We start from the raw sequence: 19,626 nt of genomic DNA on the forward strand, positions 1-19,626 counted from the left end.
GGATGGGATCGAAGAAGGTCTGGATTGTTGGTGCTCGCGATACCTGCGATATCGTCATCGATGAGCCGACGGTTTCCGGCGAGCATTGCCGCCTGGAATTCGAGGATGGTCGTGTTTTCATCGAGGACCTCCAGTCCACCAATGGCACGTTTATCAACGGCGAGCGGATCTACAAGAAGAAGCAGATCCACCCCGATGCCCTTGTGACGCTTGGCCGCAACGTCACCATGCCGATGCCGTCCCAGTTGTCCAGCCCCAAGACTCCGCCACCGTCGCCTCCTGAACATTCGGCTGCGACCGGAAATGCAGAAGAGGCCCCCTTCCCCGCCCACTTGATGATCGCCGGAGGCATTGGTGCCACCGTACTTCTGCTGATCATCTTGTTCGCCATCATGGCCTTGAGCGGAAGTTCCAAAGAGAATCCACCGGTTGCTAACAATCCGGGAGACGTTGGCCTTGTCGAGCCAAGCCCTGATGAAAAGGACCTTGAAACTAAAAAGCCGGTTGTAGAGCCCCCTGAAAACACTACTCCACCACCCAAACCGAAGATGCAAGAGACGGCAGTTCAACACTCGCCTGAAGAAGCCATCTACGTGCTGGCAGTCGCCGATGAGAACCGCGAGCAACCGTATCGGATCGGAACAGGCATTGCGATCGGCCCCCATTCGATCCTCACCACCGGGACGGCCCAAACGATTTCTGAACTTGCCAAGCAGCGTTTCCCTGCGTTAATGCTGCTCGGGCCGAAGAAGCTGACGATCACCCAATTTGTCCCCCACCCTACCTACGTGGCGGCGATGAAGGAAGGAGATGGCGCGGAGGCCAAGTTTCATGGCATCTATTCGCAAGTCGACATGAATGACATTAGTGCCGACCTGAAGAAGACTCTCGAAGACGCTTATCGCCATTTCATGGTGATTGCAGAAAAGCCGCATCATTACGACGTGGCGATCATTCACGTCCAAGAAGCACTCCCTTACTGGCTGCCTCTGGCTGAAACCGCATCGCTGCCGCCACTTTCCAAACTAACCCTCGTAGGGCATGGCTTCGACCGCGTCGCGCCATTCATGCCGCCTAATAGCGAATTGCCCATCGAGGAGAAAACCGTACGTATTCAGAGTTCCGTGGGTGAAGCAGGCGCAGAGGACAATGCCCGTCTGCTGATTGCGAAATTTGATTCGCTTGCGCCGGCAGTTCACCTCGAAACGAACTGGAATGGATCCGCTCTGCTGAATTCGCAAGGAGAACTCGTTGCCATCTATTCGCGTCTTACTCCGGAAATGACCTTGGGTTCGCCCCCCACAGGCCAGACGTTCGATGCGACCGTGATTGCCGATGTAATGCCGTTTATCCGCCGATTCTCGAAAAACTAATCTTGTCTAGCGCAGAGGAAGTAGATCGATGTCCCGACCAACCAACCCTATTTGCCTTACACTGGCAGTGCTGTTCGCTCCGGCAATTGTCGCGCAGGCACAGCAAGTTGTTGTCGAAGATGGTGCGCGTCCGTGGTATTACTCGCGTTCGCCGCACATGGAAGTAGGCCTGATCTTTGGCCAGGCCGAACTGATCCGAGCTCAAGGGGAAGCGGCCGTCGACTATCAAACGGCTCGCACGATTGCCGCCGATGCTTACGATAAGGAATTGGACAACGCCTTGAAAGCGGTTGAAATCTATTTCGAGCGCCGTGCCGTACGTGATGCCAACGTCCTGAAAAACCATCTCGACGAAGCTGACACTCGCAAAGAAAAGGCCCTTCGGCGTTTGGTCGATCATCCGGATCTCACCGGGGAAGGGCTCACCAATGGAGCAGCCCTGAATACGATGAAGGAAGCTCTGCGGTCAAGCGTTCTTTCCTTCGACTATCTAAACGATGACATTGATGTGGCCGAACTGATGGCCCGCTTCCAACTGACTCCGGACGATCTTTCCAAGATCAACTTGAAACTAACGAACGTCCGTGGCGAGACGGGTGTTTTCCAGGCCGATACCGGCAAGCTCGGTAGCTTCCAATGGTGGCCTTATCTACTGCAAAACGACAAGTTCAAGGAAGATCGAGAAAAGATCGAGAACAACCTGGAAGAAGTACGTCAGGCCGCTTCCCAGCAAACCGAAATCGATCCTGTTCTGATCGACAAACTCGAGAACTCGATCCTTCAGTTAGCCAATAAATTCCTGCAGGAAGTTGACGGTCAGGCCATGGCCCGTAAAGGTGTGGCCGACTACTACTTGTACCGTGAGTCGGAGCAACACCTGCAAAGCCTTTCCCAAGCCGTTCGTCGCTTGAAGCGTGTCGGCAAAGCGGACGGGGCATTGGTCATCAACGGTTACAACCCATCGGTGGACGGCAAGAACTTGACCGCGCTATTGTCCTACATGGTACGTAATGGGGTCGAATTTGCTCCGCCGGAACCGGGAAATGAAAACACCTATCAAAAACTTTTTGAGATGGCAAAGAGCCTCTACGTGGCAACTTCCGCCGCGGATCCCAAACCGTAATCTCGGTAAGCATTAATCTTCTGCGCGTACGTCACCCAAGCCGGCTTCCGATATTTCGGTTGTCGGCTTGGGCTTTTTTGTGAAGCAAAGCAGAATCGCAGGCAAAATTAGCAGGTCACAAAGCAACGCCGTCAGCAACAGCCCGCACATTAACCATGCAAACCGCGACACCGGCGTAAATGGACTCAGAGCGAAGACCAATAAACCAAACGAGCAAATCAACGAGGTTTGAATCATTGCCAGGCCACAGTGCTCGTAGGCTAGCAGCGTGGCCTCCGTCTTCGACTTGCCAGCACGTAGAGCTTTGTTAAACCAGCTAATAAAGTGCAGCGAATCGTCTACCGCGATCCCAAGCGCCGCACTTGCCGTCAGCAACGATCCAATTTCGACCTGAACTCCGAGGTACCCCATCGTACCGAATGCCAGTAGCGTCGGCAGTACATTGGGGATCATGCTGAACAACCCTGTCACAACATTTCGCAGCAGAATCATCATGATGACCGCAATCATCACGAATGCTAAACCAAAGCTTTTGATCAGGTCACTAAGCATCTCGCTCTGAGCCTTGAAGATGAGCGGCACGGAGCCTGAGTATATCGGCTCGACACCTGGATACTCTGTCAACGACTGATCGACAGACTCGCGTAGACACTGCATCAGCTCGCCGTAGTTCAAGCGATCGGCAGCATGCACACGCGCACTGATCCGCCAAAGTTCATCTCCGTCTTCGATTCTGAGATAATTCATTTCGACATAGTTCGACAGGCGACCCTCCAAGATCTTCCGAATGGAGGCGCGACGAATCACGGCACGAAATCCTTCCTCATCCTTAGGCGGAATAATGGGGGCAAATGTCGCAGCGGACATCGTTGCCGAAACTCCCTCCACGGATTGGATGCTTTTCTGCACGTGCTCGATTATTCGAAAACGCTCGTCCGTTTGAATCGTCTCAGGCTGATCGATTTTCAGGACAACTTCAATTGGAATAAGCGGTCCGACGTTTTCTTCCAGCCAGTCGTAATCTTGCAAGATGGGTGCATCATCCCAAAACAAATCGTGAAGCTGGGCAGACGTCGAGATCTTCTGCACACCGAGAATGCTAATAAAAATCGCAACGAGCGAGCACGCAAAGATGGGCCATTTGGCCGAGTTCATATTTAGCGAGAGCATTTCCCAGATCGGCTGAAGCCGCGAGGCAGACTTGCTTTTGTGATGCCAGGTTTCTGGATCGATCGGAAACTTGTACATGGCCGCCGGCACCCAAACCAGCAGCACTACGGCTGCGGCCAGTATCGATGCCGCTGCGTAGGCACCAAAGTTAGTCACAGGACGGATCTGGCTTACGGTTAATGACAACATGCCGACAGCGGTCGTTCCGGCCGACAGCAAACAAGGAATCAGCGCGGATCGCAATGCCCAACCAACCGATTCTTTCACCGAACGTTCGGCCAATGACTCGCGATAGTAGTTCATCAGGTGAACGCCAGAGGAAATACTGAGAACGTACGTCAAATTCGATGCAAGCGTGAGCACCGAGTCCATCTGCTGACCACTAAAATACATGATCGCCATGCTCAGTTGTTCGCAGAAGATGGCCAGCACAAATACAATGATCGTTGCCCTGGCACTGCGAAAACTGACCGCCATGATCAGAATACAAACGGCGAAGGACCCCAAATTTAACGCCGCCAGCGACCCTTTACTGGCCTCATCGATGGCCACTCCGTCCAGCGTGGTCCCGGCAATGATCAGGTCTTCTCGAGCTAGACCATCGACCTGATCAGCCGCCGCGAGCGCGAATTCAATGGCCCCAGCCCTGTTAGCCTCTCCTGCCGGCGAGACAACGGCAACGACACACGTCTGATCCCCCTGTTCGCCGATCAACAAGTGCTTGAGTCGGTCAACGGCCACGCTCTTGGGCAGTTCCAGTGGTTCGGAGGTCAACGCTTTGAGTGCATCTGGCCCAGTAATGACGTTGCCAAACCAGGCATCTTCCTCACCATCAATTCCATCGTTCGCCCCGATCGCCTGGGCGTACTGTGCGATCCGAGGGTCGTCCAGAGTGCATCCTTTCCAACTCACCATCAGCATTTCGTCGGTTCCGAACCGCTCGTAGAACCACATCAAACGCTGTGTTTCTTCGAACGATTCTGGCAACCAATCTTCAACGCGATTCTTGATTCCGTCCCATGCGCCTTTGGTCCCAATCATGACAACGGGAGTTACGGCCAAAAAGAAGGCCAGGACAAACCAACCGAAACGGTCCTGCCACGAGGATTGGGACATGAAATAAAACCAGGTTGCAAATCAAAGGGCGACAACAAGATGTCGTATTTCGTTGATTGAGAATAACACATGCATCGTGCATGAAATAGGATGAAATAGATAGGTCCAACTCGACTAACTCTGTATTTCTCGGAAACGGCTCATGATTCAAGTTGGAAATTGGCGAATCGACATCGTCTCTGGTGGACGATTCATGCATGACGCTGGCGTGCTATTTGGCATTGTTCCCAAGTCGATCTGGCAAACGGTCCTACCGGCCGATTCGCAGAATCTGGTCCCTTTGGCAATGAACTGCGTTCTGGCTCGTAGCGAGTCACAATGCGTACTGATCGATACCGGCCATGGTTCCAAGCTTTCCCCACTCGAACGAAAATCTCACGGACTTTTCCCAGGCTGGCCCCTGCTCGATGACTTAGCCACGCTGGGTGTTACGCCTGAGCAAGTCGACCACGTAATCCTCAGTCATTTGCACTGGGACCATAGCGGGGGGGCAACATCCAAGACCAATGGCTCCTTGCACCCAACGTTCCCATCAGCCCAGTATGTCGTCAACAGACAAGAATGGACGGATGCCACCTCAGGACAATTCGAGCGTTCCGGAGGCTATGTGCCAGCGGATTTCGTACCTCTTAAAGAAGCCGGAGCGTTGCGTCTTGTCGATCACTTGGAAGAAGTCGTGCCTGGCATTCAGGTCTTACAGACCGGCGGACACACACTCGGTCATCAGGCAGTGCTCGTTGAGTCGGAAGGAAGCGGCCTGCTTTACCTGGGGGATATTGGCCCTACGTCTCATCACATTAGAAAGCTGTGGTGCACATCGTACGATCTCGACCTGATTCGTACACGCGAGGTCAAAAAACAGCTATTTGACTTCGCCGCTCAAAACGCATATCGCGTGGTTTGGAATCACGACATTGACGTTCCAGTCAGCCAGATCGCCCTTCACCCGAAACGCGAGCACCTCGTGCTAACTTAGATTCTGCTACGTAATGCAGAAATCATTTTGATCTGCTAGTGCCAGGGCAGACTTTAAATTTCCCCACCAAAAATCGCACGAATGGAATATTACCCCCCTCTTTAGCGATTTTGAGGGACCTTAGGCCACTTAACCGACGCCAATTTCACTTAAAGCCCAATCCTGCCAGCTACTTGCCGTTGCCATCCCCCCCATTTTCTTTACAAGAAAAAATCCAGCTTTTATTGCCTTCCTTACCCAACTTATGTAATCATGGGATTTCGTTGATCCTGCCTAAACGATACGGCCAGTAGGAACCACCCAATCGTTAATGCCCGTTCCATTCCAGTGAATGGAATTCCAATCGAATGGGTGTGCACATCCGTCCACATATCAGGCAGGGCCGACATGGATGGAGTAAACCGATGTCCCATTGCGGTATGACCGAACGAAAGGAGGTGTCCCGGTCGGCCTTCAGGATATTTCGATGTCAATTACGACCGATCGAACCGATATTCCGGTAGCGATTGTCGGTATGGCTTGCCGGCTTCCAGGTGCGGCAAACCTCGAACAGTACTGGCAACTGATTTCTCAGGGCAAATCCGCAGTTGGCGAAGTACCGCCAGAGCGTCTGAATCGAGAGATCTATTTCCATCCAGAAAAAGGTACTCGGGGCAAAACGTACTCCACTAAAGCTGCTTTGCTTAGTGATCGCACGTTCAACCGGCAACGTTGCCCACTTCCTCAATCACTAATCGATTCGGTCGATAACACGCATCTTCTCATGGCGGAGGTAGCCGCCGAGGCCTTTCGTCATGCTGGATACGATCCATTTCAACTGGCCAACCGCAACGTTTCTGTCTTCATTGGTCATGCCCAAGGAAGCTCGCGTCTGGGAGAACTGACGTTCCAGACTTACCTTGAGGATGCGATCGCTCTTTTAGATCAAACGCCAGGTTTCCAGGAGCTTCCCCTGGAATTGCGTCTGGCAGCTGAACGGGAATTGCTTGCCGAACTCAATCAGCAACTGCCGCCGGGGCCTGATTCCACGCGCTTCTTGAATTGCAACATGGTTGCCGGGACCGTTGCCAAAGCATTCGGACTGAATGGAAGCTGGCTGGCATTGAACTCGGCCTGTGCGTCGTCACTTCATGCGATGTTAATGGGTGCCCGGGCCTTGCAGCGTGGTCGTGCCGATGCCGTTGTGGTGGGTGGAGCTTCTGATTGCAAATCGGACTCGCTAGTGCTCTTCTCCAATGCTCAAACCTTAACCAAAGACGATAGCCGCCCCTTCGATGCCAATGCCGACGGGCTCATCATGTCGGAAGGCTACGTCGCATTGGTCATGAAAACTCTCGACCGGGCGATCGCTGACGGCGACCCGATTCAGGCTGTCGTTCGTGGTCTGGGTGTGGCCACCGACGGACGCGGCAAGAGCCTATGGGCTCCGCGAAAAGAAGGCCAAATGCGTGCGATGCGTCGAGCCTACCGTAGTGGGGCCGATGCTTCGCGACTGCAATATCAAGAATGTCACGCGACCGCGACCCAAGTTGGCGACGCCACCGAACTGGAAACCCTGCGTGAAGTTCTTCAGCCTCAATTCGCACCGGGTAAAAAGATTCCGATTACGAGCGCCAAGGCCAATATCGGACACTCCCTGGAAGCCGCTGGTATCGCGGGGATGATCAAGACCGTGCTGTGCATGCAGCACAAACAGTTCCCAGCTGCCATCAATATTCAAGAGCTAAACCCGAAAGTTCCCTGGGAAGAGTCTCCCTTCTTCGTCCCCATGAAGCCAGCCGTCTGGGAAGCCCCTGAAGATGGAGGCCCACGCTGTGCAGGCGTGAACGCGTTTGGGATTGGCGGGCTGAACATGCACGTCGTAATCGACGAGTATGTCGGTCAGACGACAGAACAGATCTGCGGACCACGAACAACAGCCAAAGAATCCGCCGACGATCGAGCGATTGCCGTCATCGGCATGGGGTGTATCGTCCCGGGGGCCGACGAACTCGATCAGTTCTGGAATCTTGTTGAATCAGGTACCGATCCCAAAGGCCAACCGCCTGGAGATCGCTGGTCGCCTCAATCACGCGAGCGAGCCAGCCGAGAAGGCTACGTTCCCGTGGGCGGCTTCATTGAAAAATACGAATACGACTGGCGGAAACATCGCGTTCCTCCCAAGCAAGTACAAGAAGCCGACCCGCTGCAGTTCATGTTCCTCGATGCCAGCGAAAAGGCCCTGGCCGATGCAGGCTACGATCGCGACTCGATCCCGAAAGAACTGGCCGGCGTGGTCGTTTGCACCGAATTCGGCGGAGACTTCTCTGATCAACTCGAAATGGGACTTCGCATCCCCGAAATGCAGGCAATCCTCTCGCGTCGACTGGGGGAAAAGGGATTATCGCCCGAGCAAATCAACGCCATCAACGAGAACTTCAGCAATCTTCTCGTAAAGAAGTGGCCTGCACTCGTTGATGAAACGGGCAGCTTTACCAGCAGCACGTTGGCATCGCGAATCAGTAAAACACTTGATCTCAAAGGTGGAGCGGTCGCGATCGACAGTGGTGCCACCAGTGGTATGTCAGGCATTGCCCTATGCATCGATTCGCTGCTATCGGGCGACAACGACCTAATGATATGTGCCGCTGGCCAACGCCGCATGGGTCCGACGATTTACGATGGACACAAGGCTGCCGGAATCCTTAGTAACGATGGCCATGCTAAGAACGTGTGGGACGCGGACTTCAATGGCATTGTCCCCAGCGAAGGTGTCGCGGTCGTTGTTCTGAAACGTCTGGCCGATGCTCGCCGTGACGGAGACAAGATTCGTGCCGTCATTCGCGGCCTTGGCACCGGTACACATGACAACCCTGCAGAAGCCATACGTCTGGCCATTCAGCGGTCCTCGGCTATGGCCGGTATCGATCCAGCGGAAGTCGAGTTTGTTGATATCGAAACGGACGAGCGAGCCGAAGTAAGCTCGTCATCACTTGCGATGCTCGCTCATTCCCACGTGGAAGGTGCGCGGCAGCATCCTCTCAACCTCGCATCGACGACTGCCCAGTTCGGTCAAATGGGCGGCGGCGGTCCCGTCCTGGCATTGGTCAAAGCCGCGCTCGAATCACAAAAGCAGGAAGTCGCCCAAGGGATTGGTGTGAGAAAGGGAGCTGGCCCCAACCTGGAAACCGTGCTCCGTGGAAATACTAAGCTAAGCCATCGAGGCCTTGGTGGTGTTGCCAACTGGGCCAAAGGGCAAGCTTTCTACCTACTGCTGGACAACGGTTCGCACGTTACGCCAAAGCCCCAAGTAGCTGCCCCCACCGTTGATAAAGCCCCCGTGTCGACCGACGCAAAGATTATTCGGCTCGGTGCTTCAAGCCACCAACAATTGCTTGAGCGTCTCTCGGAAACGGTGAATAACGCCGAATCGATCTGGAGTAATGCGGCATCGATCAAGTTCTCGCAGGGTGATGCGTTTCGTCTTGCGATTGTTGCGGACAGTCTGGCCAGCTTGGCCAAGAAGCTCGCCATGGCGACCAGCCAACTGGGGAATGCCTCGGCACGGCAGGTTCTGGAACAGCAAGGCATCTTCTATCGTCAGCGGCCGCAAACACCTCCGCGTGTTGTCTTTGTATTTCCCGGGCAAGGCTCGCAGTATGAAGGCATGCTAAAGGAGTTGGCGGTCATCTCACCGGCAGCAGCCAATGCCATTGCAGAAGCAGACGCCGCCATGCAGCGGCAAGGCTTCCCAACGTTTTCGCAGTTGGCCTGGGAGTCTCCTACACAGCTTGGCAAAGATGTGTTCGAAACTCAGATCGCTATGCTCCTTGCCGACCTTGCCTGCCTGGCAACACTCGAGCAGCAAGGCATCACGCCCGACCTGGTGTTGGGGCATAGCTACGGTGAGTTCCCAGCACTGTACGCCGCAGGTGTATGGAACTTGGATGATGTCATCCGTATGACCAAGGCACGGTGCGATGGAATTTTGGCAACTTCAAAAAACGATGCCGGCCTGTTAGCAACAACTGCCGCTCCGGATGAGATCAAGACTCTCATCGCGCAGTGCGGCTGCCAGGCGTACTTGGCCAACTTCAATGCTCCTGACCAAACGGTTGTCGGTGGAAAACTCGTCGCTCTGCAGCAGTTGGCTACGGCATTGCAGGCGAATTCCTTTCCTGCTCGCATTCTGGCAGTGCCAGCGGCATTTCACACGCCGCTCATGGCAGGCTCGAGCCGTTTACTACAACAAGCACTGGAAACAGCGACGCTTGAAACTCCGTCGACCATGTTTGTCAGCACAGTCGACAACCAACAAGTAACCGATGTACAGCGGATCAAGCGAAACCTGGGTATTCAATTGACCACGCCGGTCAAATACGTCCCTTTAATCGAGCAGCTTGATCAGGATGCCCCGACCGTCTTTGTCGAAGTCGGGCCTCAACAGACGTTGACGAAATTGAACCGCAAGATCTTGTCAGGCGATGCCAACGTCATCGCCGTCGATAATCCCAAGCGTAGTGCATTGGAGTCAATATTGGGTGTTCAAGCCCTGCTGAATTGCCTCGGCGTCGGTGAAGCTGCGGCTCAGCCTACGCAAACTAAACCAAACGTTGTACCTGAAACTTCTTCAGCACTTCCGAGTGCTGCGAAATCCGCGTTAACACCTTCCCACGAGATGAACCTGATGGACGATATTCCGCACTTTGATGCGACCGAACGTCGACGAGCAAAGATGCGAGGCGTTTCCGACCGCCCTGTGGCTGCCGCACCGCCGGCACAACCTGCTCCTCCGGTCGCACCTGCTCAGCCAGTCAGCCCGCCAAAGGTATCGACGCCAACACCTCCGCCCCCCAAACCGCTCCCACCTATTTCACCCCCATCGGCACCTGTCGCCCCGCCACCGGTTGTTCCACTAGCGGCACCGGTAATGAACGGTACTGGGAACCACCACACCAATGGGGCAGTGAACGGATCGGCCAATGGAGCCGCGACGAAGACGGCCCCGAAATCCAATGCAGTAGATCTCGAGAAATTCCTGGTGAACTTTGTCGTCGAGCAAACCGGCTACCCACCGGAAGTGGTCGACCTGGATGCCGACCTGGAAGCCGACCTTGGCATCGACAGTATCAAGAAAGCCCAACTGTTTGGTGAACTTCAAGAATACTTCGAGATCAGCACCTCGGCCACCGAACTTTCGCTCGATGACTTCCCAACCCTGCGTCACGTCGTTGATTTCCTGGCGGCAAACGGGGAAGCGGCCAGCACACCAGCAGCAGCCACTCCCGAACCGATTGCAGCTCCTCCCGCTGTGGTACCTCAACCGATTGTTCCTCCGGTAGCCGCACCTGCCACTGTAGCAGTCACGCCAGAACCGGCGGCACCGACCGGCTCGACAAGCCCTGCCGAACTCGAAGCATTCCTGGTGAACTTCGTCGTTGAACAAACCGGGTATCCACCGGAAGTGGTCGACCTGGATGCCGATCTCGAAGCCGACCTCGGCATCGATAGTATTAAGAAAGCCCAACTGTTTGGTGAACTTCAGGAATACTTCGAGATCAGCACCTCGGCCACCGAACTTTCGCTCGATGACTTCCCGACCCTGCGTCACGTCGTTGATTTCCTGGCGGCCAACGGTCAAGCGGCGGGACAAGCACCAACCTCTTCTGCTCCATCTGCAGTGATGGCACCTGCTCCGCCACCACCACCGGAACCTTCCCCGCCCATACCAGCGCCGCTGACCAACGGCACGACGCATGAGGCCGCCAATGGAACGGCAGCAGCATCGATGCAGCCAGCGACAAACCCTGCCGAGTTGGAATCGTTTCTGGTGAACTTCGTCGTTGAACAAACCGGGTATCCGCCGGAAGTGGTCGACCTGGATGCCGATCTGGAAGCCGACCTCGGCATCGACAGCATCAAGAAAGCTCAGCTGTTCGGCGAGCTACAGGAATACTTCGAGATCAGCACCTCGGCCACAGAGTTGTCGCTCGATGACTTCCCAACGCTACGACACGTGCTCGACTTCCTGTCGGCCAATGGCCAGCAAGTGTCGGCAAATTCCAACGCCAACGAGGCATCGTCTTTTTCCCCGGCCGCTCCGGCGCCGGCCAGGGAAACTAAAACCAACGCGCCGGTCGTAGCATTGGCTTCCGCGGAAGTCGCGACTACGAACATTTCAAAGAATGAGTTGAATGAGGACGCTTCAGCCCTGCAACTACTTGCGGGCACACCCTATGAAATGGGTTTTACCCATGGAAGCGTGTTCCGCAATGAAATCTGCCGAACTTTACAGACATACGCTGAGTATGTTGGTGAATCGGTCGATGAGTTGCCGGGATCGCATCGCTGCCAGCAGGCCTACACGCTGCTCACTCCAGATCAGCTGGATGAACTGCAAGGTATCGCCGATGCCGTCGAGGCTCCTCTAGCAAATCTACTCGTCCATCACTTCGTCACAGCGGAACTCCTCTCCCAATCCGAGCAGGTCGCTGTAGAGGGAAGTGATTACGCTGGCATGACGCACTCGGCGAGAATTGTCTCGCAGGCAATGGGCCCCCTGCGAGACACCATTCACCTGGCAACGTTCTTGCGACAACCAGTGGACGGGCTCTCCCACATCGGCGTTACTCCGATTGGTACGGTCTATTGCCTGGGGGGGATCAATCGCGATGGCCTGGCAGCAACTTCGTGTGGTGATCCTGATCTGTTTCAAATTTTAGGTACGTCGTCATCGCTCGAAGATGCCATCGATGCAACGTCCTTGCATAACAGATCATTCTACGGGAGCATCACTTTCAGCGAGCCGAGCACGCAGCGTCTGGCAACGATTGAACTTACCCGCCAAGGTGTAAACATCGCGAGTGACGCGCCCGTTGCCCGGCAGCGTCGGCCTGAATTGGCCGCTGTTTCAGGCGTTTCGTCTCTCTCGATGTCCGACCCTGATTGGGACGATGAAAAGGCGAGCCAGCTTATCGAACAAGATAACCAAGAAGCTCTGGTCATCACCTTCGACTATGCCCACAACAAGCTTCGCGTAAAGCAATGTCTTGGTAAATCCACAGAAGTCACTTTCGACCTCGCCTCGCTGGAAACAATGCCAGAGCCACCGGTGCGCATCCAGAGAAAGGTCAATCGCCTCCCTCTTACGCCACCGAAGGTTACGGCCCGCTTCGAGATGGAAATGCGGGATGCCCCTTTGCCTGCTTCAGCAGTAGCAAGCATGGCGTGGCAGGGGGCAGCCATCGTACTGGGCGCAGGCCCCATGGCTGACGCGTTACTGGCGAACCTAACGGAAGCTGGTGTCGTAGCCTTTCAAATCGCCGATTCGTTAGACCTGGACGCTGCCGCTTCGCAAGTGGAAGCGATCTGCGAGGCGGGACCAGCGCCACACCTGTTTATCACAACGGGTCGCGATGGCGATCCAACTGTCGCCTTATTCGATGAAGCGAAGTGGAAATCGCAACAGCGGTTCACCATGGAAACACCGCTATTCGTCTGCCAGAAGTGGCTAGCGATCGCGGACAAGCAAGGTTGGTTACCCCAGGCCACCGTCGTTGCCGTAACTTCTCTCGGTGGTGACTTTGGCTTTAGCTCTGGATCGATCGGTGCTCATAGCGGCGCGTTGACTGGGCTAATGAAGGCCATCTTCATCGAGTACACCGTGATGCGTGGAGGCCAAGGCCCTCGCGTGAAAGCGTTCGACACCTCCGCAAGCGATTACCCCCGTCAGATTGCCGAAGACATTATTCGTGAACTGGCCTCCGGGAACCTAGACTACGAAGTCTCGTGGTCCGGTGGTTCACGCCGCGTCCCCTATGCTGTCGACATTGCCGCCGAAAGCGTCGCTGCCGATTCAGACCTTCCTCACGGAGCATGGATCGTAACCGGTGGTGCTCGTGGCATCACTGCCGCTTGTGCTTTGGAATTGGGTAAACGATATGGCGTGCGACTGCATCTACTGGGTAGCAGTCCCCTGCCCGAAATCGATCCAAGCTGGCGCACACTGGACGAAGATGGACTGAAGAAGCTCAAAGCGGAAACGATGATCGCCGCCCGCAAGGCAGGTCAAACGGCTCCCCAAGCATGGGAACGTGTGCAGAAGAGCCTGGAAATTGACCATTCGCTGCGAGCCTTCGAAGCCGCAGGCGTTTCAGCAAGCTACCATGTGTGCGACGTATCTAATCGCGATTCGCTGGCTAGCGTGCTTGAACACATTCGACGTACGGATGGACCAATTGCCGGGATCTTGCAAGGAGCCGGTATTGATAAGTCATGTCGCTTCGAGAAGAAACGGCTCGACGTCGTCAATGCCACGCTTGGGATCAAGGCAGGCGGCTTGGTTCACTTGGCTGCTCTTACCCAAAGGGATCCAATTCGGCATGTGATCGGTTTCGGCTCGATCGCCGGTCGCCTCGGTAGCTTCGGCCAGGCCGACTACTGCCAGGCCAGTGATTTGCTGTGCAAACTGATTGGTGCCTACCGTCGTCAGCGCCCGTGGGTTCGTGCGGTCGGCTTCCACTGGCATGGTTGGGACGAAGTCGGCATGGCCGCTCGTCCGGAAACTCAAAGCGTTCTGCAAGAGAAGAGCGATTTGAACCTGATGCCACTTGCCGAGGGGCTAGGGCACTTCATTCGCGAAATCGAGGCCGACACGCCGCGAAGCGAGATTCTGATAACCGAGCGCCGCCATTGGCAGCGATTTGCCGACGGACTTGGTCAGTTAGCTGAAAGTAAGCGAGAAGCACCATCTCAAGAGACGACACCGTCCCCCGTTTCTACGGAGCCCCTTGCTCCAGCCGATGTATCGGTTCAACTTCGTACCCAGCGCTGCGAGCTCAGGCTGATTGAAGCTCCACTGCCTGCCAATAGCCCAGCAACTCCGACGTTCACCAGGCCGGCCTGGATCGTTGGTGGCAATGCGGACGCTATCGCTCTGGAAGCAAAATTGCAGGACCTCGGCGCTGAAGTCTACCGATTTGGCACTGAGCAAGACCTTGATGCCCTGCTGGCGAAAGTCGAAGGGCTCCATCCCGATCGTCCAGCAGGTCATTTGTTCTTGTTATCGGGTCGTGATGCCGTCCAAGGGGATATACTTTCAAGCGAAGCGATCGAAAAACGGCGTCATGATGGTATCATCGCCCCATTTTTCATTGCCCAAAGTTGGTACAAACGACTGATCAAGTCGCCCGAACACGGCCCAGGCTTGCTTGTTGGCGCAACGAGTCTTGGGGGGGATTTTGGCTTTGAGTCAACCGTGACGCTGCCAGATGGTGGCGGTATGGCCGGTTTCGTCAAATCGCTGCACATTGAAGACTCGAGGCGAGAACAGCGAGCCGCCCGCTGCAAGGTGCTTGATGCTCCCTCGAGCGATTCTTCACAGACGGTCGTCGATGCTCTGCTTCGTGAAGCGGCTGCGGATCGTCCTGAGGTGGAAGTTAGCTGGGTAGCTGGCAAACGAAGTGTCGTTCGCCCGATTTCAGTTGATCTTCCACTAGGACCGGCTGCCAACATTCCCAGAGGTGGTGTCTGGGTAGTTACCGGTGGTGCTCGAGGCATTACGGCAATCGCGGCGCGAGAACTTGCCCGGCGATATGGCTGGAAGCTCCATCTCTTCGGAAAGAGCCCGCCTCCAATTGACAATGCGCCTTGGCGCAACTTCGATGAGGAGCAACTCAAGACGTACAAGACCCAGATTACCCGCCAGGCAGTTGCCGAAGGGCAATCTCCTGGAGCAGCCTGGGATCGTGTGCTGAAGGATTGCGAGATCTTCAATAACCTGCAGAAGTTTGCGGAAGCAGGTATCCAGGCAACTTACCATCAATGCGATGTGACCAGCCGAGAAGAGCTTGCGGCTGCACTGGAAAAGGTTCGGGCAACTGACGGTCCCGTTACAGGTCTCATGCATGGTGCCGGGCTCATCGAGCCAGGTCGATTCGAACACAAGCGACGTGGTTTCGTTGAGAAACTGGTTCGTACGAAGTTCGATGGACTCTTGCATCTTCTGGCGCTCACCAAGAATGATCCGCTAACCCACTGCATCGGCTTTGGTTCGATCAGCGGTCGATTCGGCGGCAATGGGCTTAGCGACTATGCGGCTGGCAATGATTCGATGTCGAAGGCTCTCGACTGGCATCGCAAGGCCCGTCCTGAATGCACGACGATCTGCATCCATTGGGAATCTTGGGAAGGGGCTGGCATTGCTACCCTGTCCCGGTTTGCCTGGGGTCCGCGCAGCGTGATGAAGATGAAATACATGCTGCCGGAAGAAGGTGTTCGCCGGTTGGAAGAGGAAATGGCTGGCGGTGGAATGAAAGCCGAAACGCTCTATACGTTCGGCGACTTCTATCCCATGTTCTACCCGGAAGAGCAGTACCCTCTTGGTGAATTCCAACCGCGTTCGGGAGAAGAGGCCAGCGACGTTCCGCTGATCCAGACCACCCGTCGCGAAGGCAATGAATTGATCGGAGACGTTCCGCTCGACCCTACGGCCGACCCCTTCCTGATCCAACATCGCCTGCGTGGCAAACCGATCATGCCTGTCGTGGCGACCTTGGAAGCTCTTCGCGAAGCGGCGGTACTTGCTACCGGCAAAACAGTGGTCGCATTCCGCGATGTCGATATGATGGATGGCTTGGTGTTCCACACCGACAAGCCGCAAACGGCTCAGGCCCGGGGCATCGTGCTTGACGATCAGCTTGTCCATTGCCGCTGGACCTGTGATTTCCGTAATCGGACCGGGGGCTTGATTCAAAAGGACCGACTCTATCTTGAAGCCACCGCCGTTGTCGCGGACACGCCTTCGACGCTGACCACTTCACTGCCCACATTCCCAACCGAGTGGCACGCCGTTGAATACCCGGAAGACAGCGCGATTTACCATGGACAACCCTACCGCTGCTTGAAAGCGATTAGCTGCGATTCCACGAGTGGCTGGGGCCATATTCTCGCTCAGCCTCTGGTGGATTTGACTGGCGAGTCCAAACGAGACGGGTGGGTTATTCCCTCATGTGTTCTCGACTCGGCTCTTTACGCGTGCGGTTGTCATTTGTATTTGCACGGCGAAGGGGCCGTGTCACTACCACGCAAGATCGAGCTACTTGAACTAGGCCGCGTGCCTCAAGATGGCGAGAACTGCTACGTTCATTTCACCTGTCGCAACATTGCGGAGAAGTCTGCTTTGTACGATATGGTTGTCGTTGGTCAGGACGGAACCGTCATCCTCAAGGCCACCGGCTACGAAAAAGTGATTCTCATGCGAGGGGAGGTCCAATGATTTCAACCTTCCCGCGTATTGTTCGTTATGTCGCGAATTTCGAGAAGCTGAGCATCCCAGCCACGCTATCCTGGTTGACCGATCTGGAAATGTCCGAGCTTTCCTTCTGGAAAGACCTGTCGCGACGTAACCAGTGGCTGGCCGGACGCTGGGTCGCCAAGCGTATACTGACTCGCTCGACGCAAACGAACCAAATGCGTGAGGTAGAAATCCTCTCTCGAGGCGAAGACGGCCTCGGGAGATCGCCTACCATTTCCATCAGCGGATTGGCAACCTCGTACCGACTTTCGATTTCGCATAGCAACCGTGCAATTCTCGTCGGACTGTCACATGGTAGCGATCGAATTGGAGTTGACGTCGTCACCGATATCCCTGAAGCATCCACCTTTCGATCTCGCTGGTTCACTGACCAGGAAGCAAAGTGGATTCAAACCGATGCCCCTAGCCGCCTGCCGATTGCCTGGGCATTGAAGGAAGCGATCTTCAAGGCTTGTGGTCAAGGCAGCAAATGGAACCCTCGCTTGGTTGAGCTTGTCTCGATGGATCGAAATCGAGTCTTCAGTCGGATCAACGGCATAGCAGCAGAGCCATTGACCATGTGGACTCGCACGACCATCAATGGGGCAATCGCCGCGGTATGGAGCGAAAACATTGCCCAGGAGGTGATGCTATGTTCCTAAGCACACAGCACCACCCGCAAATCCTTTCCCGTGACTGCTATACCAGTGAAGAGGTTCTGCAGAAGGAACTCGACGCCGTTCTACTTCCTGCGTGGCATGCCGTTGCCCTCAAGAGCGAACTTCCCCAAAACGGCAGTTATGTAACCTTCGAGATCTACGGGCGCCCGATCATTCTGTGGCGTTACGATGACCAGGTTCACTGTTTCCTGAATGTATGCTCGCACCGCTATTCGAAGTTACGTAGCGATTCGTGTGGCACCTGCGAGCGGCTTCGCTGTCAGTATCACGGCTGGCAATTCGACGAGACGGGCAACGTTCGCAAAATCCCTGATGCCAAATCATTCCGCCCCTTGAAGCAAGGGATGCTCGGTCTGAAGAAGTATCGAGCAGAAGCTTGCGGCGAGCTCATCTTTATCAATCTATCGGACGAAGGTCCATCGCTGCAGGAATTCCTGGGCGATACGTTCACAACTTACCAGGAGTGGTTTTCGCCAGAAATGCATACGGCCGCCGTCCTCAATCGCCCGATTCAGGCGAACTGGAAGTGCCTGGTCGAGAATGCACTGGAAACCTACCACACGACGGAGGTACACCCAAAGACGTTTGGCGACTCACCATCCGAAGAAGACTGCGAGCACAAGCTGGACGAATGGGGCAGCTCTCTTAAAGTCGACTTTAGCGAAGAGAAGTCGTTTCGAGCGTCACTGGATAAATTTGGGCATTGGCTAGTAGGTCGAGAGCGAACCCCAGAGTATCACCATATCGCTCATTATCCCAATGTAATGATCGCCCATTTGTCGCTCTATCGCTGGGTGGAGTGTGTTATCCCCGTCACACCACACCAATCGATATCGGTCGTTCGTCTTATGTGCCACGTCGGTCAAAAAGGCAAATTGCGACGACTCTGGAATCGCTACTTGATCAGCCGCTGGGCGAATGACTTCTTGTTCCAGGTAGGCGAAGAAGATGCTCAGGTAATGACACAGGTTCAACAAGGGCTGCATTCAGTCGATCAGCCTTTGGGTGGTTTGATATCGACACGGGAAGAACGTGTTTACCACTTTCAAAACTATATTGACCGGGCTGTGAATAACGGCCACGGCCAGCCCCCACGAGACACCATTCCGATTAGCTATAAGGGCAGGACTTCATGATTGATTTGACGGGAAAAATGGCACTGGTTACCGGCAGTTCGCGGGGCATGGGCCGTGCTTGCGCACTTCGGCTGGCAGAAGCAGGTTCGGATGTCATCGTAAATTACGTGACCTCCCGATCCGCAGCCATGGAGACGGCCAAAGAGATTCGCGCGATGGGGCGTCGTTCTTTCGTCGTGAAGGCGGACGTCAGCCAGAAGGATGATGTCGAATCGATGATGGAGTACATCGGCGAGCATATTCAACAACTGGATATCATCGTCAGCAATGCGGCCACCGGCGGCTTCCGTCCTCTGCTGGCAGCGAATGAAAAGCATTTTGAAAACACCTACCACACCAACGTGCTAGCCATGTTGTACCTGGTTCAGGCAGGACTGCCGCTTTTGGAGAAGAGCCAAGGTCGCGCGAAGGTCATTGGCATCAGCAGTCATGGCAGCGACATGGCTTTGCCATGGTACGGATTGATTGGCAGTTCCAAGGCCGCCCTGGAAAGCCTCGCACGTCACCTGACGCTTGAAGTTGGCGACAAGGGGGTCAATGTCAACATCATTAAATCGGGTCTAGTCGAAACCGATTCGACTAAGCGACTGCCGGGCGCGGATCAGATGTTCGCCCACCGCAAAGACAAGACCATGATGGGAGACCGCATGCTTTCTATCGAAGACATCGCCAACGCGGTGATCTTCCTCGCATCTCCACTGTCCGACTTAGTCCAAGGAGAAACGCTGGTCGTCGACGGCGGCGCGGCGGTTCATGTTTAGGCAGGCAAAGTTAGAGCAA

Annotated in this window: 8 protein-coding genes; 7 read left to right on the forward strand and 1 reads right to left on the reverse strand. The window is 55.1% G+C overall.

The features are described 5' to 3' along the window. The first annotated feature begins 2 nt into the window (after nucleotides 1–2). Nucleotides 3–1,373 (forward strand): FHA domain-containing protein, encoded by a 1,371-nt coding sequence (locus C5Y96_RS17465; protein WP_199188729.1) that lies wholly within the window; start codon nucleotides 3–5, stop codon nucleotides 1,371–1,373. 28 nt (nucleotides 1,374–1,401) lie between these two features. Continuing rightward, nucleotides 1,402–2,496, forward strand: a complete 1,095-nt coding sequence (locus C5Y96_RS17470) for a hypothetical protein (RefSeq protein ID WP_105355964.1) — start codon at nucleotides 1,402–1,404, stop codon at nucleotides 2,494–2,496. Between the two features lie 12 nt (nucleotides 2,497–2,508). On the opposite strand, the gene C5Y96_RS17475 is transcribed toward C5Y96_RS17470, so the two are convergent. Continuing rightward, the gene (locus tag C5Y96_RS17475; protein ID WP_105355966.1) at nucleotides 2,509–4,782 is read right to left on the reverse strand and encodes an efflux RND transporter permease subunit; all 2,274 of its coding nucleotides are present in this window, start codon (nucleotides 4,780–4,782) and stop codon (nucleotides 2,509–2,511) included. A 142-nt stretch (nucleotides 4,783–4,924) separates the two neighbouring features. Between C5Y96_RS17475 and C5Y96_RS17480 the strand changes: the two genes are divergently transcribed. From C5Y96_RS17480 to C5Y96_RS17500, 5 genes are all read left to right on the forward strand, one after another. Then, the gene (locus C5Y96_RS17480) at nucleotides 4,925–5,758 is read left to right on the forward strand and encodes an MBL fold metallo-hydrolase (protein ID WP_105355968.1); all 834 of its coding nucleotides are present in this window, start codon (nucleotides 4,925–4,927) and stop codon (nucleotides 5,756–5,758) included. A 466-nt stretch (nucleotides 5,759–6,224) separates the two neighbouring features. Beyond that, nucleotides 6,225–17,012 carry a type I polyketide synthase gene (locus tag C5Y96_RS17485; protein WP_105355970.1) on the forward strand — a complete coding sequence of 3,596 codons (10,788 nt, stop codon included), beginning with the start codon at nucleotides 6,225–6,227 and terminating at the stop codon, nucleotides 17,010–17,012. Next, a complete protein-coding gene (locus C5Y96_RS17490) occupies nucleotides 17,009–17,692 on the forward strand; it encodes a 4'-phosphopantetheinyl transferase family protein (protein WP_105355972.1) in 684 nt (227 codons plus the stop codon). The genes C5Y96_RS17485 and C5Y96_RS17490 overlap by 4 nt, the downstream gene beginning before the upstream one ends. Then, nucleotides 17,683–18,846 carry an aromatic ring-hydroxylating oxygenase subunit alpha gene (locus C5Y96_RS17495; RefSeq protein WP_158261293.1) on the forward strand — a complete coding sequence of 388 codons (1,164 nt, stop codon included), beginning with the start codon at nucleotides 17,683–17,685 and terminating at the stop codon, nucleotides 18,844–18,846. Before C5Y96_RS17490 ends, C5Y96_RS17495 begins: the two co-directional genes overlap by 10 nt. After that, entirely contained in the window at nucleotides 18,843–19,607 is a 765-nt protein-coding gene (locus tag C5Y96_RS17500; RefSeq protein ID WP_105355977.1) for an SDR family oxidoreductase, read from the forward strand. Before C5Y96_RS17495 ends, C5Y96_RS17500 begins: the two co-directional genes overlap by 4 nt. Nucleotides 19,608–19,626: the final 19 nt, after the last annotated feature.

It is taken from the genome of Blastopirellula marina (genome assembly GCF_002967715.1).
GTDB classification, from domain to species: Bacteria; Planctomycetota; Planctomycetia; order Pirellulales; family Pirellulaceae; genus Bremerella; species Bremerella marina_B.

Bases quoted from the DNA above. Each gene is read 5' to 3' on its own strand.
- C5Y96_RS17465 (WP_199188729.1), top strand. From the start codon at position 3: ATGGGATCGAAGAAGGTCTGGATTGTTGGTGCTCGCGATACCTGCGAT.
- C5Y96_RS17470 (WP_105355964.1), top strand. From the start codon at position 1,402: ATGTCCCGACCAACCAACCCTATTTGCCTTACACTGGCAGTGCTGTTC.
- C5Y96_RS17475 (WP_105355966.1), bottom strand. From the start codon at position 4,782: ATGTCCCAATCCTCGTGGCAGGACCGTTTCGGTTGGTTTGTCCTGGCC.
- C5Y96_RS17480 (WP_105355968.1), top strand. From the start codon at position 4,925: ATGATTCAAGTTGGAAATTGGCGAATCGACATCGTCTCTGGTGGACGA.
- C5Y96_RS17485 (WP_105355970.1), top strand. From the start codon at position 6,225: ATGTCAATTACGACCGATCGAACCGATATTCCGGTAGCGATTGTCGGT.
- C5Y96_RS17490 (WP_105355972.1), top strand. From the start codon at position 17,009: ATGATTTCAACCTTCCCGCGTATTGTTCGTTATGTCGCGAATTTCGAG.
- C5Y96_RS17495 (WP_158261293.1), top strand. From the start codon at position 17,683: ATGTTCCTAAGCACACAGCACCACCCGCAAATCCTTTCCCGTGACTGC.
- C5Y96_RS17500 (WP_105355977.1), top strand. From the start codon at position 18,843: ATGATTGATTTGACGGGAAAAATGGCACTGGTTACCGGCAGTTCGCGG.